Annotated in this window: 15 protein-coding genes; 7 read left to right on the top strand and 8 right to left on the bottom strand. The window is 56.0% G+C overall.

Going from position 1 to position 16264, the window contains the following annotated elements; genetic code table 11:
• Nucleotides 1-8: 8 nt before the first annotated feature.
• The 3 genes from ACAW74_RS12245 to ACAW74_RS12235 are packed head-to-tail and all read right to left on the bottom strand — an operon-like array spanning nucleotide 9 to nucleotide 1682.
• Complete coding sequence (locus ACAW74_RS12245; RefSeq protein ID WP_370698490.1) at nucleotides 9-674, bottom strand: hypothetical protein; 666 nt, start codon at nucleotides 672-674, stop codon at nucleotides 9-11.
• The gene (locus tag ACAW74_RS12240) at nucleotides 671-1336 is read right to left on the bottom strand and encodes a hypothetical protein (RefSeq protein WP_370698489.1); all 666 of its coding nucleotides are present in this window, start codon (nucleotides 1334-1336) and stop codon (nucleotides 671-673) included. Before ACAW74_RS12240 ends, ACAW74_RS12245 begins: the two co-directional genes overlap by 4 nt.
• Nucleotides 1337-1340: 4 nt before the next feature.
• Nucleotides 1341-1682: a PadR family transcriptional regulator gene (locus tag ACAW74_RS12235; RefSeq protein WP_370698488.1), complete on the bottom strand. Its 342-nt coding sequence runs from the start codon at nucleotides 1680-1682 to the stop codon at nucleotides 1341-1343.
• 131 nt (nucleotides 1683-1813) lie between these two features.
• On the opposite strand from ACAW74_RS12235, the gene ACAW74_RS12230 reads away from it, so the two are divergent.
• Nucleotides 1814-2725, top strand: a complete 912-nt coding sequence (locus ACAW74_RS12230) for an ROK family protein (RefSeq protein ID WP_370698487.1) — start codon at nucleotides 1814-1816, stop codon at nucleotides 2723-2725.
• A 90-nt stretch (nucleotides 2726-2815) separates the two neighbouring features.
• Here the strand turns inward: ACAW74_RS12230 and murB are convergent, their stop codons facing one another.
• On the bottom strand, nucleotides 2816-3841 hold the full coding sequence (gene murB, locus ACAW74_RS12225) for a UDP-N-acetylmuramate dehydrogenase (protein ID WP_370698486.1): 1026 nt from the start codon (nucleotides 3839-3841) through the stop codon (nucleotides 2816-2818).
• A 197-nt stretch (nucleotides 3842-4038) separates the two neighbouring features.
• On the opposite strand from murB, the gene ACAW74_RS12220 reads away from it, so the two are divergent.
• Nucleotides 4039-4626: an SPOR domain-containing protein gene (locus tag ACAW74_RS12220; RefSeq protein ID WP_370698485.1), complete on the top strand. Its 588-nt coding sequence runs from the start codon at nucleotides 4039-4041 to the stop codon at nucleotides 4624-4626.
• A gap of 178 nt (nucleotides 4627-4804) precedes the next feature.
• Complete coding sequence (gene gmd / locus ACAW74_RS12215; RefSeq protein WP_015334032.1) at nucleotides 4805-5917, top strand: GDP-mannose 4,6-dehydratase; 1113 nt, start codon at nucleotides 4805-4807, stop codon at nucleotides 5915-5917.
• A 125-nt stretch (nucleotides 5918-6042) separates the two neighbouring features.
• On the opposite strand, the gene ACAW74_RS12210 is transcribed toward gmd, so the two are convergent.
• The 3 genes from ACAW74_RS12210 to fabF form a co-directional block, all read right to left on the bottom strand.
• Nucleotides 6043-7572 carry a Do family serine endopeptidase gene (locus ACAW74_RS12210; protein WP_370698484.1) on the bottom strand — a complete coding sequence of 510 codons (1530 nt, stop codon included), beginning with the start codon at nucleotides 7570-7572 and terminating at the stop codon, nucleotides 6043-6045.
• A gap of 241 nt (nucleotides 7573-7813) precedes the next feature.
• Complete coding sequence (locus tag ACAW74_RS12205; protein WP_370698483.1) at nucleotides 7814-8905, bottom strand: glycosyltransferase family 4 protein; 1092 nt, start codon at nucleotides 8903-8905, stop codon at nucleotides 7814-7816.
• A gap of 98 nt (nucleotides 8906-9003) precedes the next feature.
• Entirely contained in the window at nucleotides 9004-10257 is a 1254-nt protein-coding gene (gene fabF, locus ACAW74_RS12200) for a beta-ketoacyl-ACP synthase II (protein ID WP_370698482.1), read from the bottom strand.
• A gap of 150 nt (nucleotides 10258-10407) precedes the next feature.
• Here fabF and ACAW74_RS12195 point away from each other — a divergent pair, with 150 nt between their 5' ends.
• Nucleotides 10408-11079 (top strand): NAD-dependent epimerase/dehydratase family protein, encoded by a 672-nt coding sequence (locus ACAW74_RS12195; RefSeq protein ID WP_370698481.1) that lies wholly within the window; start codon nucleotides 10408-10410, stop codon nucleotides 11077-11079.
• A 67-nt stretch (nucleotides 11080-11146) separates the two neighbouring features.
• On the opposite strand, the gene ACAW74_RS12190 is transcribed toward ACAW74_RS12195, so the two are convergent.
• The gene (locus tag ACAW74_RS12190; RefSeq protein ID WP_370698480.1) at nucleotides 11147-11932 is read right to left on the bottom strand and encodes a hypothetical protein; all 786 of its coding nucleotides are present in this window, start codon (nucleotides 11930-11932) and stop codon (nucleotides 11147-11149) included.
• A 229-nt stretch (nucleotides 11933-12161) separates the two neighbouring features.
• Between ACAW74_RS12190 and ilvD the strand changes: the two genes are divergently transcribed.
• The 3 genes from ilvD to ilvB are packed head-to-tail and all read left to right on the top strand — an operon-like array spanning nucleotide 12162 to nucleotide 16255.
• Nucleotides 12162-13862 carry a dihydroxy-acid dehydratase gene (gene ilvD / locus ACAW74_RS12185; RefSeq protein ID WP_370698479.1) on the top strand — a complete coding sequence of 567 codons (1701 nt, stop codon included), beginning with the start codon at nucleotides 12162-12164 and terminating at the stop codon, nucleotides 13860-13862.
• A gap of 5 nt (nucleotides 13863-13867) precedes the next feature.
• Nucleotides 13868-14458, top strand: coding sequence for an O-methyltransferase (locus tag ACAW74_RS12180; protein WP_370698478.1), 591 nt, complete (start codon nucleotides 13868-13870; stop codon nucleotides 14456-14458).
• A 33-nt stretch (nucleotides 14459-14491) separates the two neighbouring features.
• Nucleotides 14492-16255, top strand: a complete 1764-nt coding sequence (ilvB, locus tag ACAW74_RS12175; RefSeq protein WP_370698477.1) for a biosynthetic-type acetolactate synthase large subunit — start codon at nucleotides 14492-14494, stop codon at nucleotides 16253-16255.
• Nucleotides 16256-16264 lie beyond the last annotated feature (9 nt).

The raw sequence follows: 16264 nt of genomic DNA, 5'->3' as shown, positions 1-16264 counted from the left end.
GTATGTTTTTAGGCTTTGGTAGCGGCTTTTCGTTGTTGCATAACGGCTTGCAAAAAGCCGCCGATAGCCAGCTCATAAAGTACCACCGTGACAATAACCAGGACCGATAACAGCCAGTTAGCTGTTTCTGATTCGTCTTTGAGGAAAAAACGAGGCCAGATGGCTACCCAGCAAACCAGCCCATAATGGCTATACAGCATGGATAAGGTATGATTGGTCAGGCGGGGCGATAGCTTCTTCCAGCGGCGATACCACGTACCCAGCAGCAGAATGAGAAAATGCCCAACGGCCACTGCCACGGCAAAATTGGCTGCATACGCAACCTTCGAGGCCAGGATATTGGTCGAAGACAAATACACCAGCGTGGCTACCAATGCTATTGTGTAAGCAGCACGCGGCCATTGTAGGTAACTCAGTAAAATGTTGCGCATCAGGCGGCGTGGATGGCGTGCCTGCTCGCGTTCAAATTGCTCCTCCAAAGCGAGCAGTCCTTTTCGCCCGCCGAAACTGCCGTGAATGGCCCGTAGGGCGTCGTCGAACGACTCGCCAGCTGCCACACGGTCGCTGATACCCACCACGTAATGGTCGGTTAGTTCGGCGATGAGTTCCTTATTTAGCAGCCAGTTGTCGGCGCGCAGGTGCCTGTCGATCTGTTGTTGTTGGTGCGGTGTCATGGGGTCGGTGTGAGATGAAACTGCTGCTGAATGTGCCGGATATGCAGGCAGGTACGTATCATTAACGCCATACAGATCAGCCAAACCAAGCAGCAGGTAATAGACGTTGGCGAAAGATGAGGATCGGTCCATGTGGGCAGATTGCAGCATAGGGCGGCCAGGTTCTCGACATTTATTAGTTTGAGCACTAAGCTATGGGGCGTCTTAGCGCGATCACGCCAGTAGTGCCAATACTGCCGACCAGCCAGCCAGAGCATGTAGCTCCACGTGGCAACGAACAGGCTGGTAAACGTACCTAGCACAAACTGAATACGCCCAGGCCCCGGTGCTGTGGCGAGTATTTGCCACAGTAAATAGCCCAATAGAGCAACCACACTCACTACAAGTGGGTTACGCAGCCCCAATCTGAACTGCCCCCATACCCAGCGTTGGTACTGTTTTTTGATGGATTTTTTTCGATCAGCCTGTATTTGTTGCACATGCTGCGGGCCACCCAGTGCAGCGGTGGTTTGGTCGAAAGCAGTCGCAAACGAAACTCCTTGCTCCATCTGAGCCTCAATGCTACAGAGGAGGTGGTCGTAGAGTTCGTCGAAGACTTCCTGGTACACGATCCCGTTCTGTTGCAGGTATGTTACCAGTTGCTGCCGTTGGTGCGGTGTCATGGACTCAGATCGCTGGTTTTAGGTTCAGGATGGTGTTGAGGTGTTCCATAAATGCCCGCAGTTCCGATACACGCCCAACGGCCTGCTGATGTCCGTCGCGGGTGAGGGAATAATACTTGCGGGCGCGCCCATCCACTAGCTCCGTAGTGGCGGTCAGTAAGCCCTCGGCTTCGAGCTTGTGCAACGCCGGGTAGAGGGCGCCTTCCGTAATCATCATCTCCCCGGCGGTGAGGGCTTTCACCTGCTGCGTGATCTCATAGCCGTACATCCGGTCGCGCTCTTCCAGTAACCTAAGGATAATTACCGAGAGACTTCCTTTTAGTACATGTTGCGTGGTGCTATTCATGCTCGCAAATAAGTAACGAAGTTATATACCTCCAAATCTTAGGTATGCAATTTCAAGACCTTCCGTAATTTCGCGGCGTTCTGACTTTACGGCTCACTTAATTCTTCATTTATAAATTTTCATTCATACGAATGGCTTCAGCACAGTATTTGGGTATCGACGTGGGTGGCACCAACGTCAAAATGGGCGTTGTTGACGCGAAAACGGGCCAAATCACCAATTTCTACAGCCACGACACGGCCAGCTGGCGCGAATCGGGCCATTTTATGGAACGCTTCGCCGATGCCATCGCTGTCGAGCTGTATGCCAATAAGGACGTAAAAAAGGTAGGCATCGGGTTGCCGGGCATGATCAACCGCGACCGCACGGTGCCGCTCGAAATCACGGCCATTCCCGAACTGGATGGTGTGCCGATGGTCGATATTCTGGTCAAGCGCTTCCCCGACGTCGAATTTTTCCTGGAAAATGACGCCAACGCGGCCGCACTGGGTGAATTTTACTTTGTGGAGGACATGAACGATGAGAACTACATCTTCATCACGCTCGGTACGGGTGTAGGTGGGGCGGCCATCATCAACAAAAAAGTGTTTGTGGGCGGCGATGGTAACGCCATGGAGCCGGGCCACATTCCGTCGCGCAACGGAAAGGTGCTGGAGCGCAACATCGGAAAAAAAGAACTGCTCGAACTGGCCACGCTTCGCCGCTCAGAATTCAGAGGCAAAACGGTACTGTCCGACGACGGGACTATTTCAACGACGGGCTTGGTGGCCGCTGCCGCAGAAGGCGACGCGCTGGCCCTGGCGATCTGGGCCGAAGTGGGCGAGATGCTGGGCGATGCGCTTGTAACGATGGTTCGGATTCTGGATATCAAGCAGATCCTGATTGGCGGTGGCCTCTCGGCGTCGTTCGACTACATCATGCCGGCCGTCAACAAACAACTCGACTACTGGCTCACGCCCTACTACAAAAAGAGCCTGACCGTCACCAAAGCCACGCTGGGCAACGACGCCGGTCTGCTAGGTGCCGCGTCGCTCTGCTTTTAACGCCTCGTAGAGACGCATTCCCATGCGTCTCATCTGTGTGGTTTAATGATACGATACAGATGAGACGCATGGGAATGCGTCTCTACGGGACTAAATGATATTGACTTCCGGATTGATCTCGATCCCGAATGTTTCCAGCACCGATGCCCGAACTCGGTACGCCAGATCAAGAATCTCTTGGCCCGTGGCGTTACCGTAATTGACCAGTACCAGCGCCTGTTTGGCATGAACGCCCGCATCGCCGGTGCGGTAGCCTTTCCAGCCAGCCTGCTCAATAAGCCAACCCGCCGGGACTTTCACACGGCCGGAGGCCAGCGGGTAACCGGGTAAGACTGGGTACGTTGTCTTCAACTGATCGAACTGCGCCTGATCGATCTCGGGGTTTTTGAAAAAACTGCCCGCGTTGCCGATTTCGGCCGGGTCGGGGAGCTTGCTGCGACGAATCCGGATGACGGCCTCGCTGATGGCCCGGATCGTCAGTTTATCGTCGGTGATGCCCATCTCGGCCAGCGTTTCACTGATAGCCCCGTAGCCCGTATGAAATGTGGGCACCTTGTCGAGCCGGAACGTAACCGAGGCAATGATGTATTGCCCCTTCAGGGCATGTTTGAACACACTTTCGCGGTAGCCAAACTGGCAGTCAGCATGTTCGAAGCGGCGTTTTTCGCCCGTTTCGATGTGTACGGCTTCGAGGTGGTCGAACACCTGCTCGATCTCGACGCCATAGGCCCCGATGTTCTGCATCGGGGCGGCCCCCACGGTACCGGGAATGAGCGAGAGATTTTCGAGCCCGGCGTAGTTGTTGGCGACGCAGTACATCACCAGGTCATGCCAGATTACCCCGCCACCGGCTCGCACGTAGATATGGTGTTCGTCCTGGCGAATGACCTCGATGCCGCCGAGCGATAATTTCAGCACCAGCCCGTTGACATTCTGCGTAAACAGAAGATTGCTACCACCGCCCAGAATCAGCTTCGGTAAGTCGGTAAGTTCGTTGAGTTGGCGGAGGGTCTCAAAATCAGCTTCGGAGGTAAGATCAGCGAAATAATTGGCCTGAGCTTCAATGCCAAAGGTGGTATAGGGCCGCAACGAAACGCCGCGTTGCACAGTCAGCATGTATAGATGTACGATTTACAGTCGGTCCGCCGGAGCGGTACGATTTGCGAGGGAGGCCCCGCCGCTACGATCAGCCGCACGGCTTGTCGATCGGGACGGCGGCGGACCGCTCACAAATCGTAATTTATACTCGGTGGCAAAAGTAGTAAGTTTGTAGGCAGGCTGGCTCGTGTGAGTCAGCGAAATGCCAATTACGTATGAATGGTTTTAGGAAGTATGGGTTTGCGTTGAGCGGAATCTGGTTGTTGATCCAGGCTTGCGCACCCAGCCCCGCCACCACCAGTAGCCGCACCACCACCAGCAACTACAACGATTATTCGGAGGATTTATCGGCCGCCCGCCCCGTTTATACGCCACCCCGCCGCGAAGTTGTCGTGACCACATCGACGCCCCCGCCCGTGACGCGTTCCGCCGAAACCCCCAGAAAAACAAATACCCCGTCTGCTCCGGCCGAAGCGCTGCACGTAAACAAACGGCTCGATGCCCTGTTGGATACCATTGCCCTGCAAAACCGCCGGGTACGTTATGCACCGGGTTACCGGGTTCAGATTTACGTGGGCAACGAGCGGGCCGCGGCCGATGCAGCGAAACTTGAGGTGTATAAACAGTTTCCGGAACTGAGTGCCTACACTAGTTATCAACAGCCCACATACCGGCTGAAAGTAGGCGATTTTATGCGAAAAATGGATGCTGAACGCTATTTCGCCCGCTTAAAAACGCTATTTGTCGGTGCCCAAATGCAGCCTGACAAAGTGGATGTGCGCCGTAGCATTTTAATAAAATAATGCAACGATGTGGCTGTTATCTTGTAGTTTTACGGCTTGATACACAAAATCTTACAAATTCAATTTGTTCAGCGAATTATCTAATTGTTGCTTACAAATAACGTTACTTTCGTTGCGTTAGGCGTCTCAACAAATAGAAAAGTGCGCTGGGCTAAATGCAAACTTTTCTGATACACTTATGAAAAAAGCGTTGATCACTGGCATCACCGGGCAGGATGGAGCTTACCTAGCTGAATTGCTGCTCGAAAAAGGGTACGAGGTACATGGTGTCAAGCGTCGGAGTTCGTTGTTCAACACGCAGCGGATCGACCACATGTATGAAGACCCGCATGAACAGCACGTTCGCTTCAAACTGCACTACGGCGACCTGTCGGACTCAACGAACATCATCCGGTTGATTCAGGAGGTGCAACCCGACGAGATCTATAACCTCGGTGCCATGTCGCACGTGCGGGTGAGCTTCGACGAGCCTGAATACACGGCGCAGGTCGATGGTATCGGTACGCTTCGGATTCTGGAGGCCGTGCGCCTGCTGGGCCTGACCGAGAAGACGCGTATTTACCAGGCATCGACATCGGAACTGTATGGCGGGGTGCAAGGCCACGCTCAGTCAGAAACGACGCCGTTCTACCCGCGTTCGCCGTACGCCGTTGCCAAACTGTATGGTTACTGGATCACGGTCAACTACCGGGAGGCCTACAACATGTTTGCCTGCAACGGGATTCTGTTCAACCACGAATCACCCCTGCGCGGCGAGACCTTCGTAACGCGCAAGATCACCCGTGCTGTAGCCCGGATCGGTCTTGGCTTGCAGGATAAAGTGTTCATGGGCAACATCGACTCGCTGCGCGACTGGGGCCACGCCAAAGACTACGTTGAGGCGATGTACCTGATTCTGCAACAGGATACCCCCGAAGATTTCGTGATCGCTACCGGCGTAACCACGACTGTGCGTGATTTCATCAAAATGGCTTTCCAAGAGATCGGTGTCGAGCTGGAATTCCGCGGCGAAGGTGTTGAGGAGAAAGCCTACGTTGTCAGCGCCAGCAACCCCGAGTTCCCGGTTGAGGTTGGCAAAGAAGTGATGGCCATCGATCCCCGCTATTTCCGCCCGACGGAAGTAGACCTGCTGCTGGGTGATCCTACCAAAGCCATGACCAAGCTGAACTGGACACCGAAATACGACCTGCCCGCCTTGGTAAAAGACATGATGCAGGCCGATATCACCCTCTTCCAGCGCGATCAACTCCTAGCGAAGAGCGGCCATCAGGTGCTGAATTACTACGAATAGGCCTTTCTCAATAGCTTGGAAAGTCGCATAAAGAAAGAGTCCCGAGTCTGGAAAGTCATGTTATAGCAACGACTTTCTAGACTCGGGACTCTTTCTTTATGCGACTTTCCAGACTACTGAAAGCCTTACATCGGCACCGCGTAGTAGATCATGCGTGAGCTGTTGGGGTACATCCCGATCAGCAACAAGCCTTCACCTTCTTTCACGCCGCCTACGATGGTCTCGAGGTCTTTTACCGTTTTCACGTTCTTGCCATTGGCCTTCACGATGATGAAGCCTTCTTCAACGTCGGTCTCCGCCATTTTGCCATCCAGAATCTTCGTGACACGTACCCCGCCGTTGACGCCCAGTTGCTGACGTTCACGGTCGGTAAGGTTCGAGAATTCGGCGCCCAGCGACTTCATACCCGCTACGGCCATTTCTTCTTTCTTGATCACGTCGCGACCACCGTTCCGGTTACGGAGTTCAAGCTTCAGCTCTTTTTCCGTACCGCCCCGGTTAACGGTGACGTTAACGACATCGCCCGGACGACGACGACCCACGATTTCGCGCATCTGTGCGTCTGAATCGAGCGGTTGGCCTTCCATCTTCACGATCACGTCGCCTTTCTGGATACCGGCTGCTTTAGCGGCACCGTTCTCCGTTACGCTTTCAACGTAGATACCGCGACCCACTTTCGTGCCCAGTTCGGTAGCGGTTTTGCTGTCCAGCTCGCGGGGCAGAATCCCGATGTAGCCGCGTTGTACGTTGCCATATTTCAGCAGGTCGGCCGTTACTTTTTTCACCAGTGATACCGGTACAGCGAAACCATAACCGCTGTAGTAGCCTGTTGCTGAAGCAATAGCCGAGTTGATGCCGATCAACTCACCGCGCAGGTTAACCAGCGCACCGCCTGAGTTACCAGGGTTGATGGCGGCATCGGTCTGGATGAACGACTCAATCGGCGTATCCACGGCTTTGCCACCCGGCTGCTGTTGCTGCTGATTGCGGCTCAGGATACCGATACCGCGGCCTTTGGCGCTCACGATACCAGCCGTGACCGTCGATTCGAGATCGAGCGGATAACCCACCGCCAGTACCCATTCGCCCAGTTTCAAACCGTCTGAGTCACCCAGTGTAATGAAGGGCAGGTTGTTAGCCTCTACTTTCACTACGGCGAGGTCGGTGAGAGGATCGGTGCCCACCACTTTAGCTTTAAAGCTGCGTTTGTCGGTCATCACAACTTCTACTTCGTCGGCGTCCTGCACTACGTGGTTGTTCGTCACGATGTAGCCGTCTTTCGAGATGATTACCCCAGAACCTGAGGCTTGTCCCTGCTCACGGCGCGGACGGCCTTGCTGTCCCTGACCGGGGAAACCCTCGTCGCCGAAGAAATCACGGAAGATATCGGGCATCTGTTGCTGACGTACAGTACGGGTGATAGTCGTGCGTATATGCACAACCGTCGGGGTGACGGCTTCGGCGGCGTACGAGAAATCGCCGGGGGCACCCGAGGGGGCGTTGCCTGTCAGCGAAGCCAGTCGGCTCATCGGCGAGCCTGCCGACTCGGTGAAGATTACATCCCGCTTGTTAAAGCCCAGCAGGTTGTAAGCGGCCAGCGTAACGCCACTCGAAAGCAGCGCAATCAACACTAAAACTTTCCAGTTGCTTTTCATGATTATTAGGTACTAAAAACTGTTTTGTGTAGAACTAAAATGGCGGCCAAAAGGTCTGAGTTTCGCGGAATAATTGAGTTGCTCAGGGTGCCGCTTCTGTCAACATAACGATGAGCGAAGGCCCAAAAATTCGTTGTCTAACGGCCGCTTAACAACTTTTAACAGCAGCGGGCGCGTGGCCTGAGGTAGGGGGCATAGGGCCGATAAAAACGTTGTTAAACTAACCCTTCGCCCCCGGGCCCTAAGCCCCAAGGTACAAATCCCAATAAGCTTTGCCGGTTTGTTGCCAGCTAAAGCGGTTGGCCTGCCAGGTAAGCCGCTGGGCTTTGAGCGGGTCGTCGTAATAAGCCTGCATACCCGCTCGGAAGGTCTCGACGATGGCTTCGGGCTCAAACGAGTCGAAATAAAATGCCTCTTTACCGCCCACTTCAGGCAGACTGGTCAGGCGCGACAGAAAAACCGGTTTGCCATAGTGCATGGCTTCCACAACCGGGAGGCCAAATCCCTCACTCAACGACGGAAACAGAAAGGCCTCACAATGCGCATACAGCCAGGCTTTCGTGGTTTCATCTACCGGTCCTGTAAATAGCACGTTGTCGGCAATGCCCAGTTGTTCGGCCTGCTGCCGGAGATGCTGTGCGTAAGGGTGATTGTCGCGCCCGGCTAGTACCAGCGCGTAATCGGGGAACGCCTGCGCGAGGGCCAGCAGCACGTGAATGTTTTTCTTGGGGTGGATGACGCCCAGAAACAAAAAAAACGGCTTCGACAACGTACCCAGCGAGGCGGGTTGGGCAGTTGGTACGGCTGGTAATTCAGACACACCGATATACACCGTTTGCAGGGGTTTGCTGTCGGGTACGTTCAGGTGCTGCCGCACAACCTCCGCCGTGTAGTTCGAGATCGTGGTGAGCACCTGTGCCCGGTCGATGCGGCGCTGAACGGCCGCCAGCTTACGCTGCTTCTTCTCATCGGAATAATCGGGGCGCTCCAGGAAATTCAAATCGTTGATGGTCAGAATCAGCCGGTCGGGCCGGTGCGAAGGCCAATAGGCGGCGTCCTGATGCAGGTTGTGCCAGACATCGAACCGATCGGAGCCGGTTGCGCCCCCCGTTGGGCCAGGTCCGTAGAACCGTTGCCACCAACTGGCCTCCCGATACTGCAACGTACCTGACGCCTCCCCAAAAACGCCCGATTGCCCCGGCGGTACCAGAAAGGTCAGCGACGTACCTGAGGGCTGCTGCCTGACTAACTCCTGACCCACGCGCAGGCAGGTTTGCCCCAGTCCGCTGTTCAGGTCGCGCATGCGCTCGGTATCGACGAAAATATGTTTCATAAATGTCTCTCAACCAAAAACGTCCAAAGCTCAATGACTCCGCTTTTGCGCAAATAGCCATTGGACTTTGGACGTTGATAGTAAGCCGTATGGCCTGATTACTCTTCCAGTCGTTTGAACAGCACCGTGGCGTTGTGGCCGCCGAAGCCGAACGTGTTGCTCATAACCGTATTGACCTGCTTGGCCTGCGCGACATTGGGCGTCAGGTTGAGGCCCGCCGGTACGTTCTCGTCGCGGTTTTCGAGGTTGATCGTCGGCGGAATCAGGTTGTGCTGCATGGCCAGAATACCCGCTACGCCTTCAATCGCACCCGCCGCACCCAGCAGGTGACCCGTCATCGACTTGGTCGCGCTGATGTTCAGATTCGTCGGGTTTTCGCCGAATACTTTCACGATCGCTTTGGCTTCCGATACGTCGCCGATGGGCGTCGAGGTAGCGTGTACGTTCAGGTAGTCGATGTCGGCGGGTTGCAGACCGGCCTCACGCAGGGCTTCGCGCATTGCGTTGGCCGCGCCCAGACCTTCGGGGTGCGTACCCGTCATGTGGTAGGCGTCGGCCGTAGCCCCAGTGCCTACCAGTTCGCAATAGATCTTCGCACCGCGGGCTTTGGCGTGGTCGTAGTCTTCCAGGATGATACCGCCACCGCCTTCGCCCAGTACAAACCCATCGCGGTCGGCGTCGAAGGGGCGTGAGGCCCGCTGCGGTTCGTCGTTCCGTTCCGATAGGGCTTTCATATTGCTGAAACCGCCCAGCGCCGAATCGGTGATGACGTATTCAGACCCACCCGTTACGATGGCGTCGGCTTTGCCCAGCCGGATGTAGTTGAAGGCGTCAATGAGGGCGTGGGTGCTCGATGCGCAGGCCGATACAGGCGCAAAATTGACGCCCATGAACCCATGCCGGATCGAGATCAGGCCGGCGCCCATATCGGCAATCATTTTCGGAATGAAGAAGGGGCTGAAGCGGGGCACTTTGTTACCAGCTCCGTAGGCGAGTACCTCTTCCTGAAAACTATGAAGACCACCGATCCCCGATGCCCAGATGACGCCGACTCGCTCTTTGTTGATGCCTTCGCTGAGCAGCCCGGCGTCTTCGATGGCCTGGTCGGCCGTGACGATGGCGTAATGAACGTACCCGTCCATCTTGCGGGCCTCTTTCCGGTCGAAATAATTGAGCGGGTCGAAGCCTTTGACTTCACAGGCGAACCGGGTTTTAAATAACGTCGCGTCGAATTTCGTGATGGGCGCGGCTCCGCTGGTGCCCGTGCTGAGACCCTGCCAGAAATCGGCAACGGTGTTTCCGATGGGCGTAAGGGCACCTAAGCCCGTCACAACGACTCGTTTTAACTCCATAATTGCGGTATGCTTTCTATGCCCGCAAAGATGGTTGGATTCGGGGAATTAGAAAAATGATACGCTTTATCGGCGGTATGAAAGGGCGTATATGGACCAACAGACGATGTAGGCTGTTGCGCCGAAGCAATTAATTGTATTTTTACCGGTATGGGAATTCGTACAATTGTAACTGGCGCTACCGGTATGGTAGGGGAAGGCGTGCTCCACGAGTGTTTGCAACGGCCTTCGGTCGAGCGGGTACTGGTGGTAGGGCGGCGTAGCTGCGGCGTAACGCACCCTAAGCTCGATGAATTGGTGGTACCTGCTTTCGATCAGCTCGATGCCCATGCCGAAACCTTAACCGGTTATAATGCCTGCTTTTTTTGCCTGGGCGTATCGTCGGTGGGCATGAGCGAAGCCGATTATTACAAAGCTACCTACACACTGACGCTCAATACGGCAACGCTGCTGAGTCAGTTGAATCCCGATATGACGTTCTGTTATGTGTCGGGGGCGGGTACCGACAGTTCCGAAAAAGGGCGGAGCATGTGGGCACGCGTAAAAGGCAAAACCGAAAACGACCTGATGGCCCTGCCCTTCAAGCGGGTATTTAATTTCCGACCGGGTTATATCCACCCTACGCCCAGCCTGAAGAATACCTTGGGCGCCTACAAATACATTAGTTGGCTGTATCCGGTATTGCGCAAGGTGGCTACCAATTATGTGATTACCCTGGCCGAACTGGGTCAGGCTATGCTCAACGCCGTGGGCGACAGCACCCGGCGGCAGGTGCTGGAAGTACAGGATATCCGTGCGCTGGCGGCTCAGTCGGCCAGTTAGTTACGCATCCATTCGTCAGGTACGTTATCAGGAGCAGTCCCACGCGTCCGGCCTGTCTGATGCAGCCTCATCGCCGGGTGTACAGCGTTTTCTGGCCGGTTTTCTGGTCGGTCAGGAGCATGCGGCCATTTTCGACGTAATACTTCGATGTGGGTACGTCCTGCTGCTGCCCATTAACACGTACCCGCACGTAGATAACATTGCCTTTGGTGTACCAGCGCGCCCCCATGGCATTGAGCTTTGCTATGGCGCTGTTGGGATTGGAACCACCCGACGACTGCACCGATACGCCCGACCCGCTGGCATACCCCGACGACCCACCGTCGCCAAACGACCCGTCGGCGTTGAGTATCATGGCTGATGACGTGCTTCCGTAGAAACCCCCATCGGTTAGGCCACCCCCGTAGTTCGATGTCGTTTGCCACGTACCCACAAGGGCTGGGTCGCGATAAAGACCATCGGGCTTGGCAGCGGTAGCCGGGCGAGGCGCTGTGGCCACCGCTTGCCCCGACTTGGCGGTGCTTCTGACCAGTTGCCCGCTCATGAGCACCTTACCGGTCTGACCGATGGCTAACAGCAACTGCCCGTTCTGAATGGCCGCCTCAAACTGAAACACGCTACCATCGGCTGGGTACGTTGCCGTACCGGCCGCCTGACTACCCTGCACCCGTCCCTGAAGTGTATAGTTATCCGTGGTGCCATTCGCCTGTGCGGTCAGGCTACCCGTGAGAGTTGAGCCCGTCACCTGCCATACAACCGTACACTGAACAGCCTGAACTGGGTTGGCGGGCGGTGCCATTGGGCCCTGCCACGTACCGCTGAGCGATTGCCCAACGGCCTGATAGGTCAGCATGAAACACAGGCTATATATAAGACAGACGCAAAGGCGCATGGGGGTGATTGGGTGGCGTTGACATAATTATAACGGATGGGTAAGATCGGTAACAGCCGTGTGTGCCGCCTAAATCAGTTGATTCAAAGGTCTTTTTTTACAAAAACGGACTCGGACTTCTGAAAAACAAAATCTCTTCCTTTCTTTACAGCGCGATTACGCATTCAGCGAAATTTCGCTACTAGTAAAAATGACAACAGAGACGACCCCTACCGCACTGAACCGGTTTAGCCAGACGCTGACGCAAAAAATGGATAACCCTGCCGCCAAAGCCATGCTCTATGGCGTTGGGCTGACAACCGACGATATGCAGAAACCGCAGATCGGTATTGCCAGCACAGGCTACGAAGGGAATACCTGCAACATGCACCTCAACGGGCTATCGGTCTACGTAAAGCAGGGTATCCAGGCTAACGGACTGGTCGGGCTCATTTTCAATACGATCGGCGTATCCGACGGGATGACCAACGGCAACGATGGCATGCGCTATTCGCTCCCAAGCCGTGACCTGATCGCCGACAGCATTGAATCGGTGGTGATGGCGCAGTGGTACGATGGCGTCGTGACAGTGGTGGGTTGTGATAAAAATATGCCCGGCGCTATCATGGCGATGGCGCGCATAAACCGGCCCGGCATCATGGTGTACGGTGGGACGATCCGGTCGGGGCATTATAAAGGACAGAAACTCGACATCGTGTCGGCGTTTGAGGCGCTAGGTAGAAAATATGCCGGTACCATTTCCGACGAAGATTACGAAGGCGTCATTCAGAATGCCATTCCCGGCGCTGGTGCCTGCGGCGGCATGTATACCGCCAATACCATGGCGAGCAGCATCGAAGCCATGGGCCTGAGCCTGCCGTTCAGCAGCAGCTACCCGGCCACTCACGAGGGTAAGCAGGAAGAATGTAAGAAGATTGGGGCGGCCATGCGGGTATTGCTGGAACGAAACATCACGCCCGCCGACATCATCAGCCGCCAGTCGCTGGAAAATGCATTGACGGTAACCGTGGCGCTGGGGGGGTCAACCAACGCCGTGTTGCACTATCTCGCCATTGCCCGCGCCGCCGGGATCAACCTGACGCTCGACGAGATTCAGGCCATCAGCGACCGCACGCCCCTGCTGGCCGACCTGAAACCCAGTGGCAAGTATTATATGGAAGACATGCTGGCCATTGGTGGCGTGCCGGCGGTGATGAAATACCTCTATCAAAATGGGATGATTCACGGCGACTGCCTCACCGTAACGGGCAAAACCGTTGCCGAGAACCTCGCCGATGCCCCCGACCTCGATTTCGAAACGCAGAAGATCGTGTTTCCCCTCTCGCAGCCAATCAAGAAAACCGGTCACCTACAGGTGCTCTATGGCAATCTGGCCCCCACGGGCTCGGTCGCTAAGATTACGGGTAAAGAAGGCGAGCGTTTTGAAGGCGTCGCTAAAGTGTGTGAACACGAAAGCGAAGTGATCGACGCTCTGTCAAAAGGCGAAATTCTGCCCGGTCAGGTGCTCGTGATTCGCAATAGTGGTCCCAAAGGTGGGCCGGGCATGAGCGAAATGCTTAAACCTACCTCGGCCATTATGGGTGCGGGCCTGGGCGACAAAGTGGCGCTCATCACGGATGGCCGTTTTTCGGGTGGCACCCACGGCTTTGTGGTTGGCCACGTGACCCCCGAAGCTTTCGAGGGTGGCCCCATCGCTCTGGTGAAGGATGGCGACCGGATCACGCTTGATGCCGTTGGGCGCGAACTGACCCTGCACGTATCTGACGACGAATTAGCCCAACGCCGGGCGCAGTGGGTGCAGCCCGCTCCGCCGTTTACCAAAGGCGTGCTGGGTAAATACATCCGCAACGTAAAAAGCGCCAGCGAAGGCTGCGTAACCGACGAGGTATAGCCACTATGTTCAACGACAACGTCCATAACGTACCCAGCGGCTTTACCGAGATTCAGCGAGCTAGTGAGGCGATGGGTTTCTCGATGCCTTCCGACCTGCAAACCGGGGCTTTGCTCCAAACGCTGGTCGCTGCAAAACCGGGTGCCCGGGTGCTGGAAATCGGGACGGGCACGGGGCTGGCTACGGCCTGGCTGCTGGCCGGCATGGACGCCGAGTCGTCGCTGGTATCGATTGATACCGAAGCCGATTATCAGGCCGTAGCAGCGCGTGTGCTGGGGCATGACGCCCGCCTCGAACTGCACTGCGACGATGCCGGAACGTACCTGAACCACTACGATGCCGACCCATTCGACCTGATTTTTGCGGATGCGTGGCCGGGTAAATACAGTCATCTCGACACCGCGCTGGGTACGTTGGCAACGGGCGGTATGTACGTGATCGACGACATGCTTCCGCAGCCAAACTGGCCCGATGGACACGGCGACAATGTGGACCGACTGGTGGCCGACCTGGAAAGCCGCCCCGACCTGCACCTTATCCGGCTGGCCTGGTCGACGGGTATTTTGATTGCCGTTAAGAAAAAACGGTCTGAGTAAACAACACGAACCAACTGTAAACGCCCCTACGCCATGCAAGCGATCAGCGTCTTACCCGAATTAGAACCTTCTTCGATGCCAGTGGCCGAGGTGCAACCCGTTGCGTCGCTACTGAACGGCTCACAGGCGCTGATGAATGCCCTTGTGGCCGAAGGGGTCGATACCATTTTTGGCTATCCCGGCGGCGCCATCATGCCCGTATACGATGCGCTCTACGATTTTCAGGATCGGATCAACCACATTCTGGTGCGGCACGAGCAGGGGGCGGGCCATGCCGCTCAGGGCTACGCCCGCATGCAGGGCCGGGCCGGGGTGTGCCTCGTTACGTCGGGGCCGGGCGCTACCAACCTCGTTACGGCCATTGCCGATGCTCTCATCGACTCCACTCCGTTGGTCTGTGTGGTGGGGCAAGTGGGCAAAAAACTCCTTGGTACAGACGCCTTTCAGGAAGCCGACGTGATGGGCGTAACCATGCCCATTACCAAATGGAATTACCAGATTACCAGCGCCGATGAGGTGCCGGAGGTGCTGGCCAAAGCCTTCTACATTGCGCAGTCGGGGCGGCCCGGTCCCGTGCTGATCGACATCACCAAATCGGCGCAGCTGGAGATGATGACCCGGCCGTTTGTCTACGAAAAATGCCAGTCGATCATCAGCTATCGGCCACGGTTGGTGCCCAAGGCGGAGCAGATCGAAGCGGCCGCGAAGCTTATCAATGCGGCCAAGCGGCCCTATATTCTGGCGGGGCATGGCGTGCAGATTGCCAAGGCTGAAGCCGAATTACTGGCTTTCACCGAAAAAACGGGTATTCCCGTCGCCACGACGCTGCTCGGGCAATCGACCATTCCAACCGATCACCCCAACCATGTTGGCTGGCTGGGTATGCACGGCAACTACGGCCCCAACGTGCTGACCGATCAGGCCGATGTGATCATCGCCATTGGTATGCGTTTCGACGACCGCGTTACGGGCGATGCCAGCAAGTACATTAAGCAGGCGAAGGTGATTCATATTGAAATCGACCCCGCCGAAATCGACAAGATTGTGAAAGCCCACGCGCCGGTGGTTGGCGATGCCAAAGAGGCGCTGACGGCCCTGCTGCCGCTGGTTAACGCCAACGACCACACCGTGTGGCGCAACGAGTTCAGGAAATACGCCGCCATCGAACACGAAAAAATCACGGCGCCTGAACTGAACGGCGATAGCGAAAAGATCCGGATGGCCGAGGTGATCGATCTGTTGTCGCGCAAGACCAACGGAGAGGCCGTGCTCGTCACCGACGTAGGGCAGCATCAGATGATGGCCTCGCGCTATTACCAGTTCCGGCGTAAAAACAGCCTCGTTACGTCGGGCGGGATGGGCACCATGGGTTTTGCGTTGCCCGCCGCGTTTGGTGCGGCTACCGGCGCCCCCGACCGGCAGGTGGTCGCCATCATCGGCGACGGCTGCTTCCAGATGACCTTGCAGGAACTGGGGACCATCGTGCAAAACAAAGTGCCCGTCAAGATCATCATCCTGAACAACAACTTTCTGGGGATGGTCCGGCAGTGGCAGCAACTCTTCCATGAGCGACGCTACTCGTTCGTTGAGCTGCAAAATCCTGATTTCGTGACGATTGCCAAAGGATTTGGTATGGCGGGCCACACCTGCGCCGCGCGCGAAGCCTTGACCGAATCGCTCGATACACTGCTGAACTACGACGGCCCCTACCTGCTCGAAGTGATGGTCGAAAAAGAAGAGAACGTATTCCCGATGGTGCCGGCCGGTGCCGCCGTGGCCCAAATCCGATTAAGTTAAAATGTCTAC

It is taken from the genome of Fibrella musci (assembly GCF_041321105.1).
GTDB lineage: Bacteria > Bacteroidota > Bacteroidia > Cytophagales > Spirosomataceae > Fibrella > Fibrella musci.
This window is presented reverse-complemented; position numbering and strand designations above follow the sequence as displayed.